Below are 16,600 nucleotides of genomic sequence, written 5' to 3' on the forward strand. Positions count from 1 at the left end.
GTGCCCGGCCTGTTCCTGGGCCGGGCACCTTTGGTGCGCGCAGGGGCTCCTTTGCCGCCTAGCTGCTCCCGCCTGCCCGGACCACAGGCAGCGGTGATGTTTCGTCCTCAAGGTGGGCCCGCCGTCGTCCGTCACCTTTGATCCACAGCCGGTACGCCAGCACCAGCAGCCCCAGCCAGGCCGCGCCCACGTACAGCGCGATCCGTGTGTCCTCGAAGGCGCCCAGGACGGCGATCACCAGCGCCATGAACGCGATGGTGAGGACGGAGGCAGCCGGCCACCAGGGTGAGGGGAATTCCGACGCCGCCAGGCCCTTCCGCGCGATTTCCCGCTTCATGGCAACGTGCGAGGCCAGGATCATCACCCAGACCCAGGCGGTGGCGAAAGTGGCGATCGAGGCGATCAGCAGGAATACATCCTCGGGAATGACGGCGTTGAGGACCACGCCCACCAGCAGGATCCCCGCCATCATGACAACGGTCATCCAGGGGACGCCGTGCCGGGACACCTTGCCGAAAGCAAGCGGCGCGTGGCCCTGTTTGGAGAGCCCGAAGAGGATGCGTCCTGCGCCGAAGATGTCGCTGTTGATGGCCGAGAGTGCCGCCGTGATCACCACGGCGTTGAGGATGTGCGGGGCGGCCGGGATGCCCAGGCCGCTGAAGATCTGCACGAACGGGCTGCCGTTGCTGCCCACCTCGTCCCAGGGGAAGAGGCTCATGAGAACACCCAGCGTCAGGACGTAGAACAGCAGCACGCGGATGGGGACGGTGTTCACCGCCTTGGGGATGACCTTCTTGGGATCTGCCGCTTCGCCGGCCGTAATGCCGAGGGTCTCAATCCCGCCGAAGGCGAACATCACCACCGCAAAGGATGCCAGGAGGCCTTCGAAACCGTTCGGGAACAGGCCGCCGTGGTCCACCAGGTTGCCAAGCCCCGGCGCCACGGTGGAATCGGCAGCCTGGAAGCCGAACACAATAATGGCAGCGCCGCCGGCGATCATCGCGATGATGGCGGCGACCTTGATCAGCGAGAACCAGAATTCCAGTTCTCCGAAGACCTTGACGCTGAGGAGGTTCAGGGCGGCCAGGAAGCAGATGACGGCGAGGATCCAGATCCAGCGGTCCACCTGCGGGAACCAGAAGCCCATGTAGATGCTGAACGCCGTCACGTCCGCGATGGCCACGATGGCCATTTCGAAGACGTAGGTCCAGCCGGTCATGAAGCCGGCCAGGGGGCCGAGGTACCGGCTCGCGTACTGGCTGAAGGAGCCTGACACGGGGTGCCTGACTGCCATTTCGCCGAGGGCCCGCATCACCATGAAGACGGCGGCGCCGCCAATAATGTAAGCCAGCAGTACGGCGGGGCCTGCCTTTTGGATGGCAGACACGGAGCCGTAGAAGAGGCCGGTGCCGATCGCGGAGCCGAGGGCCATGAAGCGGATGTGCCGGACGTTCAGGCCGCGGTTCAGGACGCTTCCGACGGCGGCCGGCAGCGTTTGCGTTCCGGCCTCGCTTTCGGTCCGGGTTGGGGTGGGTTGCATGGAGTTACCTTCTCGTCTTTGGGGAGGGGAGCCGCTAACCAGCAGACCATTTTCCGCACTGCCGTGATGAGGCTCACGCGCGGTTGGTGTCTTCGGTTCCAGACTGCCCGCGAGGTGGCACTTGGCGGCAGTCCAGGCGTGGAACATTGCCGTTAGATGCCATCTTGCGCGAGGTTGAGTGAAGCATGGGCCGCCTGGCCAGCAAGGGCCGTCCTTGCGGGGAAAGAGTCTGGTATCCCAGATAGCAGGCCGCCGTGGTGGCCAGCTTAAACCGCTATGGAGGGCGCAAGCTTAAGTACGGGATACCGGACACAGCTACCCAGAAGGACCCTTCCAGCCCATGAGCACTGCACTAAGCGCCGAAACACGAGGCACCGAAACGCGCGGAACCGAAACAAAGGCACCCCGCGCTGCGGCCAGGGCGTCCTCGAAGGTTCCGGCCGCGGAGAACACCCTGCGCATCCTCAAGCTGCTTGCTTCGCGGCGCGGTCCGATGGCGGCTTCCCAGATCGCGTCGAGCCTGGGCCTGCCGCGTTCCAGCGTCTACCACCTGCTGGGGGTGATGGAGGCCAACGGCTTCGTCCTCCACCTCCACGAGGAGCAGCGCTACGGGCTCGGGATCAGCGCCTTTGAGCTCAGCTCCGCGTACTCACGGCAGGAGCCGCTGTCCCGCCTGGGCCGGCCGCTGCTGGCCAGCCTCGTGGATGCCATTGGGGAGAGCGCACACCTGGCCGTACTGCACGGACGGGACGTGCTCTACATTGTCGAGGAGCGGGCCAAGAACCGCCCGTCGCTGGTGACCGACGTCGGCGTCCGCCTTCCCAGCCACCTCACCGCCAGCGGACGGGCCATCCTGGCGGCGCTGCCCAAATCCCAGGTCCGCGCCCTGTATCCGAACGCCGCGGCCTTCACGGCCCGGCACGAGGTGGAGGGCGCCATCATGAAGTACTCGTCCCTGTCCTCCCACCTGGACCAGGTGCGGCAGCGCGGCTATGCCACCGAACACGGGGAAGTGACACCCGGATTCGGGTCCATTGCCGCCGCGGTCACGGACCACCTGGGCTGGCCGACGGCCGCCGTTGCCGTCACATTCCTCGAGGACAAGATGCCCGCGGACCAATGGCCCGCGCTCGCCGCGAGGGTCCAGAAAGTAGCCGACGAACTATCCCTCAGACTCCACGGCCGCCCCGGCAAATAGGACCGGTCCGCTTGTCTGCAATCCCGGACAGCAGGCCGGCAAATCCCCTGTGAAGCCATCCTCCAACGGGCTTTAGTTGATACAGAACTTCTTTCCTCCACCAGACAAAACCACGAGAAGGAGCCATCATGGCACCCGCCGATTTCACCACCGGTGCCCGCCCGGTCAAAGCAGCCCGCGGCACTGATCTCACCGCCAAGTCCTGGCAGACCGAGGCACCGCTGCGCATGCTGATGAACAACCTGGACCCAGAGGTCGCCGAACGCCCGGATGACTTGGTGGTCTACGGCGGCACGGGCCGCGCCGTCCGCTCCTGGGCCGCGTTCGACGCCATCACGCGCACCCTGGAAACCATGGAGAAGGACGAGACCCTCCTGGTCCAGTCCGGCAAGCCGGTGGGCGTCTTCCGCACCAACGAGTGGGCACCGCGCGTGCTGCTGGCCAACTCCAACCTCGTGGGCGACTGGGCCACCTGGCCCGAATTCCGCCGCCTCGAGGCCGAGGGCCTGATGATGTACGGCCAGATGACCGCCGGCTCCTGGATCTACATCGGCACCCAGGGCATCCTGCAGGGCACCTTCGAAACCTTCGCGGCGATCGCCCGCAAGCTCTCAGGAGACGAGAACGGCACCCTCGCCGGCACCCTGACGCTGACCGGCGGCTGCGGCGGCATGGGCGGTGCCCAGCCGCTCGCCGTCACCCTGAACGACGGCGCCTGCCTGATCGTCGACGTCGACGAAACGCGCCTGCGCCGCCGCGCCGGCAAGCGGTACCTGGACGAGGTGGAAACGGATCTCGACGCCGCCATCGCCAAGGTGCTCAAGGCCAAGGAAGAGCGCCGCGGCTGGTCCGTGGGTTACGTCGGCAACGCCGCAGAGGTCTTCCCGGAGATCCTGCGGCGCCACAAGGCAGGTGAACTCACCGTGGACATCGTCACCGACCAGACCTCCGCACACGATCCGCTGAGCTACCTGCCCGAAGGCATCTCCGTTAACGAGTGGCACCGCGAAGCCGAGGCCGATCCTGAAGGCTTCACCAAGAAGGCCCAGGCATCGATGGCCCGGCACGTCCAGGCCATGGTGGAATTCCAGGACGCCGGTGCCGAGGTCTTCGACTACGGCAACTCCATCCGCGACGAGGCCCGCAAGGGCGGCTACGAGCGCGCCTTCGAGTTCCCCGGCTTCGTCCCGGCGTACATCCGCCCGCTCTTCTGCGAAGGGCTTGGCCCGTTCCGCTGGGTTGCCCTGTCCGGCGACCCGGAAGACATCCGTGTCACCGACGAAGCCATCAAGGAGCTCTTCCCGGACAACGCGCACCTGCACCGCTGGATCGACGCCGCCCAGGAGCGGGTCGAATTCGAAGGCCTGCCGGCGCGCATCTGCTGGCTCGGCTACGGCGAACGCCACAAGGCCGGCCTGCTCTTCAACCAGCTCGTCAAGGACGGCAAGGTCAAGGCCCCCATCGTGATCGGCCGCGACCACCTGGACTCCGGCTCCGTGGCCTCCCCGTACCGCGAAACCGAGGCCATGGCTGACGGCTCGGACGCCATCGCCGACTGGCCGCTGCTGAACGCCCTGCTCAACACCGCCTCCGGCGCCACCTGGGTATCCCTGCACCACGGCGGCGGCGTCGGCATCGGCCGCTCCATCCACGCCGGCCAGGTCTCCGTCGCCGACGGTACCGACCTCGCCGCCCAGAAGCTGGAACGCCTCCTCACCAACGACCCCGGCATGGGCGTCATCCGCCACGCCGACGCCGGCTACGAACGGGCCCTGGACGTCGCCAAGGAACGCGGCGTCCGCATCCCCATGAATGAGAGCAAGTAAAAGATGACCACGATTACCCACGAACCGCTGACCGTCACCCTTGGTCCCGCAGGCGTCACGCCCGAGGATGTGCTCGCCGTCGCGCGTCACAATGCCAAGGTGTCCATCGCGCCCGAAGCCCTGGAAACCGTCGCCACGGTCCGCGCCCACATCGACGACCTCGCCTCCAGCGACATCCCCGCCTACGGCATCTCCACCGGATTCGGCGCGCTGGCCAACCGCCACATCCCCAACGACCTTCGCACACAGCTGCAGAAGTCCCTGATCCGCAGCCACGCTGCCGGCATGGGTCCGGCCGTGGAGCGCGAGGTGGTCCGCGGAATCATGTTCCTTCGCGCCAAGACCCTGGCTTCCGGCCGCACCGGCGTGCGTCCGGTGGTCCTGCAGACCATGGTGGACGTCCTCAATGCGGGCATCACCCCCGTGGTCCGCGAGTTCGGCTCGCTGGGCTGCTCCGGCGACCTCGCCCCGCTGTCGCACTGCGCCCTGGTGCTCATGGGTGAGGGTGAGGCGGAAGGGCCCGACGGCGTGACGTACGGCGGGCGCGGAGAGCGGCCCGTCGCTGAGCTGCTGGCGGAGCACGGCATAGAGCCGGTCATCCTGGCGGAGAAGGAAGGGCTGGCGCTGGTCAACGGCACGGAGGGCATGCTGGGCATGCTCCTGATGGCCATCGCGGACCTCCGCCGGCTGCTGACGACGGCGGACATCACCGCCGCGCTCAGCGTCGAGGCCCTGCTGGGCACCGACCAGGTGTTCCTGCCGGAACTGCACGCGGCCCTGCGCCCGCACCCGGGCCAGGCAGCCAGCGCGGACAACATGCTCCGCGTGCTCTCGGATTCACCGATCGTGGCTTCCCACAAGGTGGGGGACTCCCGGGTCCAGGACGCCTACTCGCTGCGCTGCGCCCCGCAGGTGGCCGGAGCCGTCCGCGACACCGTCGACCATGCCGAACTGGTGGCCACCCGCGAGCTGGCGGCGGCCATCGACAACCCCGTGGTCCTGCCGGACGGGCGCGTCAGCTCCAACGGCAACTTCCACGGCGCTCCCGTGGCGTACGTCCTGGACTACTTGGCCATCGCCGTCGCGGACCTTAGCTCCATTGCCGAACGCCGCACGGACAGGATGCTGGACCCGGCACGTTCCCATGGGCTGCCCGCGTTCCTCGCGGCCGATCCCGGCGTGGACTCGGGCCTGATGATCGCCCAGTACACCCAGGCGGGGCTGGTCTCGGACAACAAGCGGCTGGCCGTACCGGCATCCGTGGATTCCATCCCCAGCTCGGCCATGCAGGAGGACCACGTGTCCATGGGGTGGCACGCTGCACGGAAGCTGCGCAAGGCAGTGGAGAACCTGCGCCGCGTCCTGGCCATCGAACTGGTGACGGCGGCACGGGCCCTGGACATCCGGGGCCAGCTTTCCGGCGGGAAGCTGGCTCCGGGACCGGCCGGCACCGCTGTGGTGGAAGTGCTGCGGAAGGTCGTCGACGGGCCGGGAACCGACCGGTTCCTTTCGCCCGAACTGGAAGCGGCGGACCGCCTGGTCGCCTCAGGCGAGGTGTGCGCGGCCGCTGAATCCGCCGTCGGCAGTCTCGCCTGACGCCGAAGGATCTTCAGCTGCTGCTTCAGTCCGGTCCAAGGAGTGGAATTTCCTGCGCCGCGGCCCGCCGCGGCGCAGAGAGTGTAGTAGAACTGAAGATGTAGTGAAAGTCACATCAACGAAGCTGTGGCGGCAGAACGATACAAAGGGGTAGAAGTTCAAATGAAAGCACGTGGGGCGGTCCTGTCGAGGCGCAATGCCCATTCCGCTACGGTGTCCGACTGGAAATCCCTCCAGGCCGGGGACCGTGTCGAGATCATCAAGCATGCGCATGTGGTGGCAGCCGGGGAAGTGGAAGAGGTGTCGCAGAGCGGCAACGTCCTGTGGCTTGTGCCGGCCGGACCATCAGGAGCGGCGGACAAGGAGCTCTTCCTGAAGTCCGACGGCGTGCAGGTCCGCCGCGGCTAGCGGTCCCACCAGCACCAACGAGAAATCCCCGTCCAGCCTTCTGGCTGGGCGGGGATTTCTGCTGGCAGCCGCGAGTGCGGCCGGGCGCGGCACTGGCTGGCAGGCGGATGCGGATCAGGCAGCGATGGACTCGTAGGTTTCGCCGAAGGGCACTGATTCGTCCAGGGCGACGGTGTAGCGGCCCGGGTGCAGCCGGGTGACCAGGATGCCGCAGGAGGCATCCTTTGCTGCAACCTCGATCAGCTGGGCGACGGCCTCTTCGAGTCCGGCATGCACCTGGCGGGCGCTGGAAAATTCCAGGCTGATGGACCGCTGGGCGGATCCTTCGGTGGTCTCGGAAGCGGCGGGGACCCGCTCCAAAGTGGCTGTAGTCATGTACTGAACTTTCTGTGTTTCGTGCCAAGATGGCACCACTATTCTACCGATTCCCGCCGATAATGTCAGATGTCTGGCCTTTGGGCAGCGGTCATAAAGCGTATGTTCGCAGGGATCCCAGGGTATGAACGACCATGGAAACGGGCCGTCGCGGGCTCCGAAAGCCCTAAAAAGACCTTAAGGAGAATTCGGTATGAAGATCATGCGCCTTGGCGATATTGGCAGCGAACAACCTGCCGTCCTGGTCCCCTCGGCGGACGGTGACCGGTATTTCAGCCTGCTTCCCCTCACGTCCGACGTGGACGGCGCGTTCCTGGCTGCCGGCGGCCTGGACAAGGCCAGGGACGCCCTGGAAGCGGGGGAGCTGCCGGTCCTGGAGGGTGCTGCTTCGCTTCGGATTGGTTCCCCGGTGGCCCGGCCCGGCTCAGTAGTGGGTATAGGAATGAACTATGCCGCCCATGCTGCGGAATCGGGGGCAGAGCCACCCACCATTCCCGTGGTCTTCCTCAAGCCGAGCAACACGGTTACCGGCCCCTGCGACCCGGCGCCTATGCCGCCGCGCTCCACCCGATACGACTGGGAAGTGGAGCTGGGCATCGTGATCGGCAAAGAAGCCAGCTACCTCGCCTCCACGCAGGAGGCGGCAGGTTGCATTGCCGGCTACGTCACGGCCAACGATTTCTCTGAACGTGAGTACCAGCTGCCCGGGGCCGGCGGACAGTGGACCAAGGGCAAGTCGCTGCCGGGTTCCACGCCCTTGGGTCCGTGGCTGGTTCCGGCAGACGGGATTGACGCCGGCAACCTGCGGCTGCGCAGCTGGGTGAACGGTGAGCCGCGGCAGGACTCTTCGTCGTCCGAACTCATTTTTGATGCCGCCACGCTGGTCCACCACTGCAGCCAGTACATGCGGCTGGAACCGGGGGACGTGATCCTCACGGGAACCCCGCAAGGCGTCGCCCTGAGCGGCCGTTTTCCCTACCTCCAGCCCGGCGACGTGGTGGAGGTAGAAGTGGAGGGCCTGGGCCGCCAGCGCCAGGAGTTGTTCCGGGCGCCGGCGGCCGTAACGGTTTAGCCGGCGTCTACTTAGCCGGTGTGGCCTAGCCGGCCTTGACGGCCAGGACCGGGCAGTCCGCCTCCAGCAGGATGCGCTGGGACGTGCTGCCCATGATCAGCTTGCCCACCGGGGTGCGGCGGCGCAGGCCAATCACGATCAGCTCAGCTTTGTGCTCCTCGGCGGCGTCCAGCACTTCGGCTGCCGCATCATGGCCCCGGACAGGGCGCTTGATGACGTGCTGGATGCCCTGGGTGGCGAGCCGCTGCTCGATGCCTTGGATGTCGTCGTCCTGCGCGAAGCGGTTATCCACTGCGGCTTCGCCCTTGGAGGAGTTGATCACCACCAGGGTGCTGTTGGTCTTGCGGGCCTCGGTGATGGCCTGGGTCAGGGCAGCTTCGCCTTCGGGGGTGGGGACATATCCCACAACGACGGTCATGGTTGCTCCTTATGGTCGGAATAGACGGCATTGTGGTTCGAGTGGACCGTATCTTCGGCTTCCGTGGCAAGGGCCGGTGCCCCGGCGGACTCAGCCCCGGCGGACTCAGCCCCGGCGGACTCAGCCCCGGCGGCAGGAACTGCAGCCGGACGCCTGCGCCGGAACATCCTGAAGGCAAACGGCCACACCAGGATGAGGGCGATGATGACATAGATGCCGACGGCGATCGGCTCACTGAAGAGCCCTGCCGGGTCGCCTGCGCTCAACTGCAGTGTCTTGCGGAGCTGCCCTTCGATGCGCGGACCCAGGATCACGCCGAGGATGAGCGGCAGGACGGGGAGTCCGAAGCGGCGCATCATGAACCCGAGCGCGCCCAGGACCAGCAGGATCACCAGGTCGAACGCCTGCAGGTTCACCGAGTAGGCGCCCAGCGTGGCAAAGAACAGGATGCCTGCGTAGAGGTACGGGCGGGGGAGCTGCAGCAGCTTGGCCCACAGCGGTGCCAGCGGCAGGTTGATCAGGAGCAGCAGCAGGTTGCCGATGAAGAGGCTGGCGATCAGCGCCCACACCAGGGGCCCTTCGCTCGCGAAGAGCTGCGGGCCCGGCTGGATGCCGTAGCTGGTGAACGCGGCGAGCATGACGGCGGCAGTGGCGTTGGTAGGCAGGCCCAGGGCGAGCATGGGGGTCAGGGTGCCGGCGGCCGCAGCGTTGTTCGCGGCTTCCGGACCGGCCACGCCCTCGATGGCGCCCTTGCCGAACTCCTCCGGGTGCTTGGTGAGGCGCTTCTCCGTGACGTAGGACAGGAAGGTGGGGATCTCGGCGCCGCCGGCAGGCAGTGCGCCGAACGGGAACCCGAAGACCGTGCCGCGCAGCCACGGCTTCCAGGAACGCTGCCAGTCCTTCTTGCCCATCCAGGGCTGGCCCACCGGAATGATGTGCATGGGGGTGCGGCGCAGGTGGGCCGCCACCCACAGGGCTTCGCCGACGGCGAAGATGGCAACTGCCACCACCACGATGTCCAGGCCGTCCGCCAGGAGCGGCTGGCCGAAGGTCAGGCGGCGCTGGCCGGTGACGGAGTCCATGCCCACCAGGCCGATTGCCAGGCCGAGGCCCAGGGATGCGAACCCGCGCAGCCGGGAGGAGCCCAGAACGGCGGTGACGGCGAGCAGGGCCAGGACCATGATGGCGAAGTAGCTGGGCGCGCCGAGGCTGACGGCGAACTTCACCACGATCGGTGCGCAGACGGCCAGCAGCGCCGTGCCGATGGTGCCGGCAACGAATGAGCCGATGGCCGCCGTCGCCAGCGCCTGCGCCGCCCGGCCCGCCTTGGCCATCTTGTTGCCTTCGATGGCGGTGACCACCGACGATGACTCGCCGGGCGTGTTAAGGAGGATCGAGGTGGTGGAGCCGCCGTACATGCCGCCGTAGTAGATACCCGCGAACATGATGAAGGCGCTGGTGGGTTCCAGCGCGTAGGTGACCGGCAGCAGCAATGCGACGGTCATGGCGGGGCCGAGGCCGGGGAGGACACCGACGGCGGTGCCCAGGATGACGCCGATCACGGCGTACAGGAAATTCATGGGGGTCAGGGCGGTGGCGAAACCGTCCATCAGGGAGGACCAGACGTCCATTACAGGATTCCTTCCAGGAGGCCGGCCGGCAGTGCGATGCCCAGGCCGAGGTAGAAGCCGTAGAAGGTGAGCAGGGACAGGGCAACGGAGATCAGCCCGTCCCGGATGTAGCGGCGGCTGCCGAGTGCCAGGACGCTGCCCCAGAACAGGACGGTCCCGGAGATGACCCAGCCGGCCCAGTCGATGAGCAGGATGTTGGCAATGAACGCTCCTGCCAGCGGCAGGATCGTCTTCCAGTCGGCGGGGTGGGTGAGGTCGACGTCCTCGCCGCCCTCAGCTTCGCCCTTCCCGCCACGCAGCACGTTGATGGCCAGCAGCACCGCACAGGCCACCAGCATGCCGGCCACGATGAACGGGACGGTCTTGGGCCCCACTGGGTCGGACTTCGAATACGGGGTTACCAGGCCGTTGGCGTCCAGGAAGACCATGACGCCGGCCGCCCCGAGCAGGAGTGCGACTCCCAGCTCGGAGCGGCCTTTCAGGCCTGTGGTCAGGGAGGTCACGCCAACCCAAGCTTGGTCAGGACGTCGGCGACCCGCTTGTCCTGCTCGGTGAGGAACGTCTTGAACTGGTCGCCGGTGATGAAGGCATCGGTCCAGCTGTGGGTCTTCAGCGCTTCCTTCCAGCCGTCAGTCCCGTGCATCTTCTCCAAGGCGGCGATCAGGGCAGCCTTGTCCTTGTCGCTGATGCCCGGAGGGGCCACGATGCCGCGCCAGTTGGTGAACACGAGGTCGATGTTCGATTCCTTCAGCGTGGGTGCGTCCACGCCGTCCAGCCGCTTCTCGCCGCTGGTGGCCAGGACGCGGACTTCGCCGGATTCGATCTGCTTCAGGTATTCACCGGCGCCGGAGGCGGCGAAGCCGAGCTTGTTGCCAAGGATCGCGGGCAGGAGGTCGCCACCGCCGTCGTAGGAGACGAAGTTGACCTTGGTGGCGTCGATGCCCACGGCGCCGGCAAGCTGCATCGGCAGCAGGTGGTCAGGGCCGCCGGGGGAGGAGCCGCCGCCAACGGCAATGGAGCCGGGATCGGCCTTCCATGCCTTCACCAGGTCGTCGATGGTCTTGTAGGGGGAGTCCTTGCTGACCATGATGGCGCCGGGCTCTTCGATGAGGCGGGCCAGCGGGGTGGTGTCCGTGAGCTTGGATTCGGACTTGTTGGTGTAGCTGGCGCCCACGACGCCCAGGCCCATGAGCATGGCCAGGTCGCCGTTGCCCTTTTCGTTGACCACGCGGGCCAGGCCTACGGTGCCGCCGGCGCCCGCGAGGTTGAAGACCTCGGTGTTGGTGGAAATCTTCTCGTCGTCGAGGACCTTCGCGGCGGCGCGGGCGGTGGTGTCGTAGCCGCCGCCGGGGGTGTTGGGGACCATGATCTGCAGGCCGGTGATGGGACCGGCAGCAGCGCCGGTGCTTTCCGAACCAGTGGAGCTCTTGCCGGTGGCACCGCAGCCGGTGGCCATCAGGGCGAGGCCGGCGGCGACGGCGGCGACTCGCAATGCGCGGATCTGGCGCATGGTGTTCCTCTTCTCATCAAAATCTGATCAGCATCGGCTGACTTGTGGTTTCGATGCTAGGGGCGGCGGTGACGGTGATCACTCTTGTGTACGCAGAGAAAGTTGTGTTCATTGCGTTCACGTTTCGTCGGACCCCACCGAAGGCCCTGTCAGCGGGGCTTGGGATATAGTTCCCGGTACCACCCACCCAAACTCCAGGAAGACCATTGTGACTCGACGACGAGGAATGTCCCTCGCGGGGCAGTACCTTCTGCTGCAGTTGCTGATCGTCCTGGCAGTCCTGGTGGGCGTGGTTGCCATCTCGCTGGCCCAGTCCGCGGCAGCCTTTGAACGTATCGAGGGGCGGCGCGCGCTCTCGGCGGCGGAGGCCCTGGGCGGAAACCCCACCGTGCGCGAGCTCCTGCCCGACGCCGGACCGCGGGGCGGCGCCGTCCTACCCGCCGTCGCGGAGTCAGTGCGGATCGTCTCCGGCTCCTCGCAGGTGGCGCTGGCCACCATGGACCGCACCGTGGTGGCGTCCTCGGATCCCAGCCTGCTGGGCCGGCCGCTGGAGCTCGGTGCCAGCAGGGTGATGGAAGGCCGGGCGTGGACCGGAGTGGTGGGCGGGGCGGCCACCCCGCTCCTGTCCGCGCACGTCCCGGTCCTCGACGACACCGGGCACATGATCGGGATCGCCTCCATCAGCCGCAACTACCCCACCGTCCTCGAGCGGCTGGGGGATGCCGTCCCGAACCTGCTTACCTACCTCGGGGTGGCCAGCGTACTCGGCGTCGCGGGCTCTTTCCTGCTCTCGCGCCGCGTCAAGCGCCAGACCCTGGGCATGGAGCCCAGCGAGATCACCGGCCTGGTGGAGAACCGTGAAGCCATGCTGCAGGGCCTGAAGGAAGGCGTTGTGGCCCTGGACCCGCATGAACGGATCACCGTGGCCAACGCCAGCGCCCGTTCCCTGCTCGGGCTCCCGGATGACTGCGTCGGCAAACGGGTGGCCGGCCTCGCCGTCGAACCCGCCCTGAAGGAAGTCCTCACCCGCGAACAGCCCGGGCCGGACCAGCTGGTGCTGGTGGGCGACCGGCTGGTGGTGATGAACCGGGTGCCCATCCAGTCCCGCGGCCGGGTGATCGGCTCGGTGACCACCCTGCGCGACCGCACTGAGCTGTCCGAGCTGGAGCGGGAGCTGGGCACCACCCGCACCGCCACGGACACGCTCCGGGCCCAGGCGCACGAGTTCGCCAACCAGCTGCACGTGATCTCCGGCCTGATCCAGATTGGCGAGTACGATTCCGTGGTCCAATTCGTCAACGGCGCAACGCTGGACAGGACGCGGCTCAACGACGAGGTCACCAGCCGGATCAAGGATCCCGCGCTGGCTGCCCTGCTGATCGCCAAGTCCAGCCTGGCCACGGAGCGCGGCGCGGTCCTGCAGCTGGATCCCGACTCCGCCCTGGAGAAGGTGGACGACGAGCTGTCGCGCGACCTCACCACCGTGGTGGGGAACCTGGTAGACAACGCGTTCGACGCCGTCACCGGACTTCCGCAGGCAGCCGTCACGGTCCGGGTGGAAGGCAAACAAGGCGGAGACGTCGTGGTGACCGTGCGGGACACCGGGCCCGGCATTCCCGGACCGTCCGCCGAGCATATTTTCCGTCAGGGCTTCACCACCAAGGACCCGGGCCCGGCCGGCAGCAGGGGCTTCGGGCTGGCGCTGTCCCGGGTGGTATGCCGCCGCAGCGGCGGGAACCTGACGGTGGCCAACGACCACGGCGCAGTCTTCACCGCCGTCCTGAAAGGAAGCAGTAATAAACCATGATCAAGGTCCTGATAGTCGATGACGACTTCATGGTGGCCAAGGTGCACGCCGGGTTCATCCAGCGCACGCCCGGCTTCACGGTGGTAGGCGCGGCGCACACCGGCGCCCAGGCCGTGGCCGAAACTGAACGGCTCCAGCCGGACCTGGTGCTGCTGGACATCCACCTCCCGGACATCAACGGCCTGGAGCTGATGCAGCGGCTGCGGGCGGTGGCCCCGGAGCTCGATGTGCTCGTCATCAGTGCGGCGCGCGAGGTGGAAACCGTGCGCAAGGCGCTGCGCGGCGGCATTGTCCACTACCTGATCAAGCCCTTCTCCCAGACGGACCTCCAGGAGCGGCTGGAGCATTACCGCAGCGCCTACCAAAGCCTGGCTGCGTCCAAGGACGTGGCTGAGCAGTCGGACGTCAACCGCGTCTTCGGCCTGGACCGCACCGAACGTCCGCTGCCCAAGGGCTGCAGCATCGAAACGCTGAAACTGGTGGAGGCCGCGCTGAATGCTGCCGCCGGCGACCTGTCGGCAGCCGAGGTGGCGGAAGAACTGGGCACCTCCCGCGTCAGCGCCCGCCGGTACCTGGAGTACCTGCACGACGAAGGCCTGGCGGAGGTGCGGCTCAAATACGGTGTGGGACGCCCGGAGCGCCGGTACGTGCTGAAGGGCGCCTGACCCGGCCGGCCTTGCCGGGGTTCCTTGCCGGGGCGCGGGTTCAGCGCAGCAGCGTGTCCAGCAGCCGGGCCGCCGTTTTGGCAGTGCGGCCGTCGACGTCGAAGTCCGGGTTCAGTTCCGCCACGTCGAGGTGCAGCAGCTTTCCGCTCCGGGCCACCTGCCGGCACACCGCCGCAATGACCGGCAGCGGAACCCCGTACGCGGCCGGGGCGCTCACGCCGGGGGCTACAGCCGCGGGCAGCACGTCCAGGTCGATGGTCAGGTAAAGGACGTCGATGTCCGCCAGGAAACCGGCCACGAAGTCCCTGACCCGCTCCGCCGCGCAGTCTTCGTCCAGCAGGTACCGGACGCCCAGCTTGTCCGCGGTGTCGAACAGGACCTTCGTGTTGTTGGGTTCCGAAATTCCGACGACGGCGTAGCGGAATTCGCGCCCGGCGTCCGCTTCGGCGCGGGCCATCTGGAGGAACGGCGTGCCGGAGCTGGGTACGGCTTCGTCCCTGAGGTCGAAGTGCGCATCGAGGTTGAGTACGCCCAGCCGCTGCCCGCCCTGCACCGCGGCGGAAGCACTGGCTCCGAGGTAGCTGGCGTAGGCGGTTTCGTGGCCGCCACCGAGGACAACCGTCAGGTGGCCGGCGTCGAGCAGGGCGGTGACCACATCGCCAAGCCGTTCCTGCCCCGCTTCCAGTGCTTCGCCGGCAACCACCACGTCGCCGGCGTCGCTGACCGTGCGGCCCAGATGGAAGGCCAGGGGGCCGAGCGCCTTGCGGATCGCGGCCGGAGCGGCGGCCGCGCCGGTGCGGCCCTTGTTGCGCCGCACCCCCTCGTCGCTTGCGAAGCCCAGCAGGGCCACGGGCTTGGCACCCGGCCCAGGTGCGGTGGCGGGATTGAACGCGGCCACTGCCTGCCACCAGCGGCAGTGTTCGGGGCCGTCGCCGTCGAACCTTCCGGTCCAGGGCTGTGGCGGGACGTCGACGGCGGGGAGCGTGAAAGCCATGCCTCAAGCTCACCTCACGGTGGCGCTGAAAACCAGCGCCACCGCCGTCGTCCTGTCCGGGATCCAAGAACTCCACGGAACGTCAAGGCTTTGCGGGGAACGGCGGCCGGGATGGGTACGGGGGGATAGGGTGGGACCAGTCCGCCCTAAAGCGGCAGGAGGCTCCTGCGCCGGACCACGCAATAATCCCAGGCTGGAGAGCCCATGTTTGAAGCACCCGACATTCTTTTCGCCGCGGCCGGCGTGGCGGTTTTCGTCGCCGCGGTCCTGCCGAAGCTCCTGCGCGACATGCCGCTGTCCATGCCGATGGTGTTCCTCGGCGCCGGAACGGCCGCGTTCGCACTGATTCCGACGCTCCCCGACCCGAACCCCGTGGAGCACAGCAACTTCGTGATGCACCTGGCGGAGATCTGCGTGATCGTTTCGCTGATGGGTGCGGGACTGGCCCTGGACCGGCCCGTGGGCCGGAAGCGCTGGTCCACCACGTGGCGGCTGCTGGGGATCGCCATGCCGCTGTGCATCATTGCCCTCACCCTGCTGGGGATGTGGTTCCTGGGCCTGGGGCTTGGGGCCGCCCTGCTCGTGGCGTCCAGCCTGGCGCCCACGGATCCGGTCCTGGCCTCCGAAGTGCAGGTGGGTGAGCCGGCGGACCACGACGACAGCGCCGACAAGGAAGACGAGGTGCGGTTCGGCCTCACCTCGGAGGCCGGACTCAACGACGGCCTGGCCTTCCCGTTCGTGTACCTGGCCATCGCCATCAGCGTCGCCGGCGGATCGTCGTCCGGCTGGTTTGCCGGCTGGCTTGGGATGGATGTGCTGTGGCGGCTGGCCTTTGGCCTGCTGGTGGGATTCCTGACCGGGAAGCTGCTGGCCATGCTGTTCTTCTCAGCCCGCCGGGACAGCCTGCGGTTGTCCAACCACTCTGAGGGTTTCGTGGCGCTGTCCGCGACATTCCTGGCATACGGCCTGACGGAAATGGTGGAGGGCTATGGCTTCGTCGCAGTCTTCGTGTGCGCGCTGACCATCCGCGCAGCCGAGCGCACCCACGGCTACCACCGGATTTTGCACTCCTACGTTGAGCAGCTCGAACGGCTCCTGACCGTGGTCATCCTGGTGCTGCTTGGCGGTGCCATTGCCCGCGGCCTGCTGTCCGGGGTCGGCCTCGCGGAGCTGCTGGTGGCGCTGGCTTTCCTGCTGGTGGTCCGGCCGCTGGCGGGCTGGGTGGGGCTGCTGGGCGGCAAGACCGGTCCACGGGAACGGATTGCGCTCTCGTTCTTCGGTATCCGCGGGATCGGGTCCGTGTACTACCTGTCGTTCGCGCTGGACGAGGGCCATTTCGCGGACCAGGGGCAATGGCTCTGGTCCTTCGTGGGGCTGGTGGTGGCGCTGTCCATCGTGATCCATGGCGCGACCACGTCGCCGCTGATGAACCGGCTGGACCGGCTGCGGCAAAAGAAGGCGGTTGCGGTGTCCGGCGACGAGGGGCTGGCGCCGAACACCCCGGTATAGGCACTTCCAGAGACGACGACGGGCTGGTGCGGCCGATGCCGCACCAGCCCG

Annotated in this window: 15 protein-coding genes; 8 read left to right on the forward strand and 7 right to left on the reverse strand. The window is 67.5% G+C overall.

The features are described 5' to 3' along the window. Window positions 1–58: 58 nt before the first annotated feature. Window positions 59–1,540: an amino acid permease gene (locus AC3IMC_RS19345; protein WP_490920435.1), complete on the reverse strand. Its 1,482-nt coding sequence runs from the start codon at window positions 1,538–1,540 to the stop codon at window positions 59–61. A 340-nt stretch (window positions 1,541–1,880) separates the two neighbouring features. Between AC3IMC_RS19345 and AC3IMC_RS19350 the strand changes: the two genes are divergently transcribed. The 4 genes from AC3IMC_RS19350 (at window position 1,881) to AC3IMC_RS19365 (ending at window position 6,568) form a co-directional block, all read left to right on the forward strand. After that, the gene (locus AC3IMC_RS19350) at window positions 1,881–2,738 is read left to right on the forward strand and encodes an IclR family transcriptional regulator (RefSeq protein ID WP_490920437.1); all 858 of its coding nucleotides are present in this window, start codon (window positions 1,881–1,883) and stop codon (window positions 2,736–2,738) included. A gap of 128 nt (window positions 2,739–2,866) precedes the next feature. Beyond that, window positions 2,867–4,564, forward strand: a complete 1,698-nt coding sequence (gene hutU / locus AC3IMC_RS19355; RefSeq protein ID WP_490920439.1) for a urocanate hydratase — start codon at window positions 2,867–2,869, stop codon at window positions 4,562–4,564. A 3-nt stretch (window positions 4,565–4,567) separates the two neighbouring features. After that, window positions 4,568–6,160: a histidine ammonia-lyase gene (gene hutH / locus AC3IMC_RS19360; protein WP_490920441.1), complete on the forward strand. Its 1,593-nt coding sequence runs from the start codon at window positions 4,568–4,570 to the stop codon at window positions 6,158–6,160. A 162-nt stretch (window positions 6,161–6,322) separates the two neighbouring features. Beyond that, window positions 6,323–6,568 carry a hypothetical protein gene (locus AC3IMC_RS19365; protein ID WP_490920443.1) on the forward strand — a complete coding sequence of 82 codons (246 nt, stop codon included), beginning with the start codon at window positions 6,323–6,325 and terminating at the stop codon, window positions 6,566–6,568. 114 nt (window positions 6,569–6,682) lie between these two features. Here AC3IMC_RS19365 and AC3IMC_RS19370 read toward each other — a convergent pair whose 3' ends face one another. After that, window positions 6,683–6,943 carry a hypothetical protein gene (locus tag AC3IMC_RS19370; RefSeq protein WP_490920445.1) on the reverse strand — a complete coding sequence of 87 codons (261 nt, stop codon included), beginning with the start codon at window positions 6,941–6,943 and terminating at the stop codon, window positions 6,683–6,685. Between the two features lie 193 nt (window positions 6,944–7,136). Between AC3IMC_RS19370 and AC3IMC_RS19375 the strand changes: the two genes are divergently transcribed. After that, complete coding sequence (locus AC3IMC_RS19375; RefSeq protein ID WP_490920447.1) at window positions 7,137–8,015, forward strand: fumarylacetoacetate hydrolase family protein; 879 nt, start codon at window positions 7,137–7,139, stop codon at window positions 8,013–8,015. Window positions 8,016–8,040: 25 nt separating this feature from the next. Here the strand turns inward: AC3IMC_RS19375 and AC3IMC_RS19380 are convergent, their stop codons facing one another. From AC3IMC_RS19380 to AC3IMC_RS19395, 4 genes are read right to left on the reverse strand one after another with little or no spacing between them, the layout of a single operon-like run. Continuing rightward, window positions 8,041–8,433 carry a universal stress protein gene (locus AC3IMC_RS19380; RefSeq protein WP_490920449.1) on the reverse strand — a complete coding sequence of 131 codons (393 nt, stop codon included), beginning with the start codon at window positions 8,431–8,433 and terminating at the stop codon, window positions 8,041–8,043. Next, window positions 8,430–10,064 (reverse strand): tripartite tricarboxylate transporter permease, encoded by a 1,635-nt coding sequence (locus AC3IMC_RS19385; protein ID WP_490920451.1) that lies wholly within the window; start codon window positions 10,062–10,064, stop codon window positions 8,430–8,432. The genes AC3IMC_RS19380 and AC3IMC_RS19385 overlap by 4 nt, the downstream gene beginning before the upstream one ends. Next, window positions 10,064–10,567 carry a tripartite tricarboxylate transporter TctB family protein gene (locus AC3IMC_RS19390; RefSeq protein ID WP_490920453.1) on the reverse strand — a complete coding sequence of 168 codons (504 nt, stop codon included), beginning with the start codon at window positions 10,565–10,567 and terminating at the stop codon, window positions 10,064–10,066. The genes AC3IMC_RS19385 and AC3IMC_RS19390 overlap by 1 nt, the downstream gene beginning before the upstream one ends. Then, on the reverse strand, window positions 10,564–11,574 hold the full coding sequence (locus tag AC3IMC_RS19395) for a Bug family tripartite tricarboxylate transporter substrate binding protein (protein WP_490920454.1): 1,011 nt from the start codon (window positions 11,572–11,574) through the stop codon (window positions 10,564–10,566). Before AC3IMC_RS19395 ends, AC3IMC_RS19390 begins: the two co-directional genes overlap by 4 nt. A 226-nt stretch (window positions 11,575–11,800) precedes the next feature. On the opposite strand from AC3IMC_RS19395, the gene AC3IMC_RS19400 reads away from it, so the two are divergent. Together AC3IMC_RS19400 and AC3IMC_RS19405 are read left to right on the forward strand one after the other, a co-directional pair. After that, window positions 11,801–13,381: a sensor histidine kinase gene (locus AC3IMC_RS19400; protein ID WP_490920473.1), complete on the forward strand. Its 1,581-nt coding sequence runs from the start codon at window positions 11,801–11,803 to the stop codon at window positions 13,379–13,381. Further along, window positions 13,378–14,046, forward strand: coding sequence for a response regulator (locus AC3IMC_RS19405; RefSeq protein ID WP_490920456.1), 669 nt, complete (start codon window positions 13,378–13,380; stop codon window positions 14,044–14,046). Before AC3IMC_RS19400 ends, AC3IMC_RS19405 begins: the two co-directional genes overlap by 4 nt. Window positions 14,047–14,086: 40 nt before the next feature. Here AC3IMC_RS19405 and hutG read toward each other — a convergent pair whose 3' ends face one another. Beyond that, window positions 14,087–15,040 (reverse strand): formimidoylglutamase, encoded by a 954-nt coding sequence (hutG, locus tag AC3IMC_RS19410; RefSeq protein ID WP_490920457.1) that lies wholly within the window; start codon window positions 15,038–15,040, stop codon window positions 14,087–14,089. Between the two features lie 204 nt (window positions 15,041–15,244). Here hutG and AC3IMC_RS19415 point away from each other — a divergent pair, with 204 nt between their 5' ends. Further along, the gene (locus tag AC3IMC_RS19415; protein WP_490920458.1) at window positions 15,245–16,549 is read left to right on the forward strand and encodes a cation:proton antiporter; all 1,305 of its coding nucleotides are present in this window, start codon (window positions 15,245–15,247) and stop codon (window positions 16,547–16,549) included. Window positions 16,550–16,600 lie beyond the last annotated feature (51 nt).

The organism is Arthrobacter sp. E70 (assembly GCF_058266945.1).

What these genes read in the sequence shown, in the direction of transcription:
- AC3IMC_RS19345 (WP_490920435.1), bottom strand. Translation starts at nt 1,540, where the DNA reads ATGCAACCCACCCCAACCCGGACCGAAAGCGAGGCCGGAACGCAAACG.
- AC3IMC_RS19350 (WP_490920437.1), top strand. Translation starts at nt 1,881, where the DNA reads ATGAGCACTGCACTAAGCGCCGAAACACGAGGCACCGAAACGCGCGGA.
- hutU (WP_490920439.1), top strand. Translation starts at nt 2,867, where the DNA reads ATGGCACCCGCCGATTTCACCACCGGTGCCCGCCCGGTCAAAGCAGCC.
- hutH (WP_490920441.1), top strand. Translation starts at nt 4,568, where the DNA reads ATGACCACGATTACCCACGAACCGCTGACCGTCACCCTTGGTCCCGCA.
- AC3IMC_RS19365 (WP_490920443.1), top strand. Translation starts at nt 6,323, where the DNA reads ATGAAAGCACGTGGGGCGGTCCTGTCGAGGCGCAATGCCCATTCCGCT.
- AC3IMC_RS19370 (WP_490920445.1), bottom strand. Translation starts at nt 6,943, where the DNA reads ATGACTACAGCCACTTTGGAGCGGGTCCCCGCCGCTTCCGAGACCACC.
- AC3IMC_RS19375 (WP_490920447.1), top strand. Translation starts at nt 7,137, where the DNA reads ATGAAGATCATGCGCCTTGGCGATATTGGCAGCGAACAACCTGCCGTC.
- AC3IMC_RS19380 (WP_490920449.1), bottom strand. Translation starts at nt 8,433, where the DNA reads ATGACCGTCGTTGTGGGATATGTCCCCACCCCCGAAGGCGAAGCTGCC.
- AC3IMC_RS19385 (WP_490920451.1), bottom strand. Translation starts at nt 10,064, where the DNA reads ATGGACGTCTGGTCCTCCCTGATGGACGGTTTCGCCACCGCCCTGACC.
- AC3IMC_RS19395 (WP_490920454.1), bottom strand. Translation starts at nt 11,574, where the DNA reads ATGCGCCAGATCCGCGCATTGCGAGTCGCCGCCGTCGCCGCCGGCCTC.
- AC3IMC_RS19400 (WP_490920473.1), top strand. Translation starts at nt 11,801, where the DNA reads ATGTCCCTCGCGGGGCAGTACCTTCTGCTGCAGTTGCTGATCGTCCTG.
- AC3IMC_RS19405 (WP_490920456.1), top strand. Translation starts at nt 13,378, where the DNA reads ATGATCAAGGTCCTGATAGTCGATGACGACTTCATGGTGGCCAAGGTG.
- hutG (WP_490920457.1), bottom strand. Translation starts at nt 15,040, where the DNA reads ATGGCTTTCACGCTCCCCGCCGTCGACGTCCCGCCACAGCCCTGGACC.
- AC3IMC_RS19415 (WP_490920458.1), top strand. Translation starts at nt 15,245, where the DNA reads ATGTTTGAAGCACCCGACATTCTTTTCGCCGCGGCCGGCGTGGCGGTT.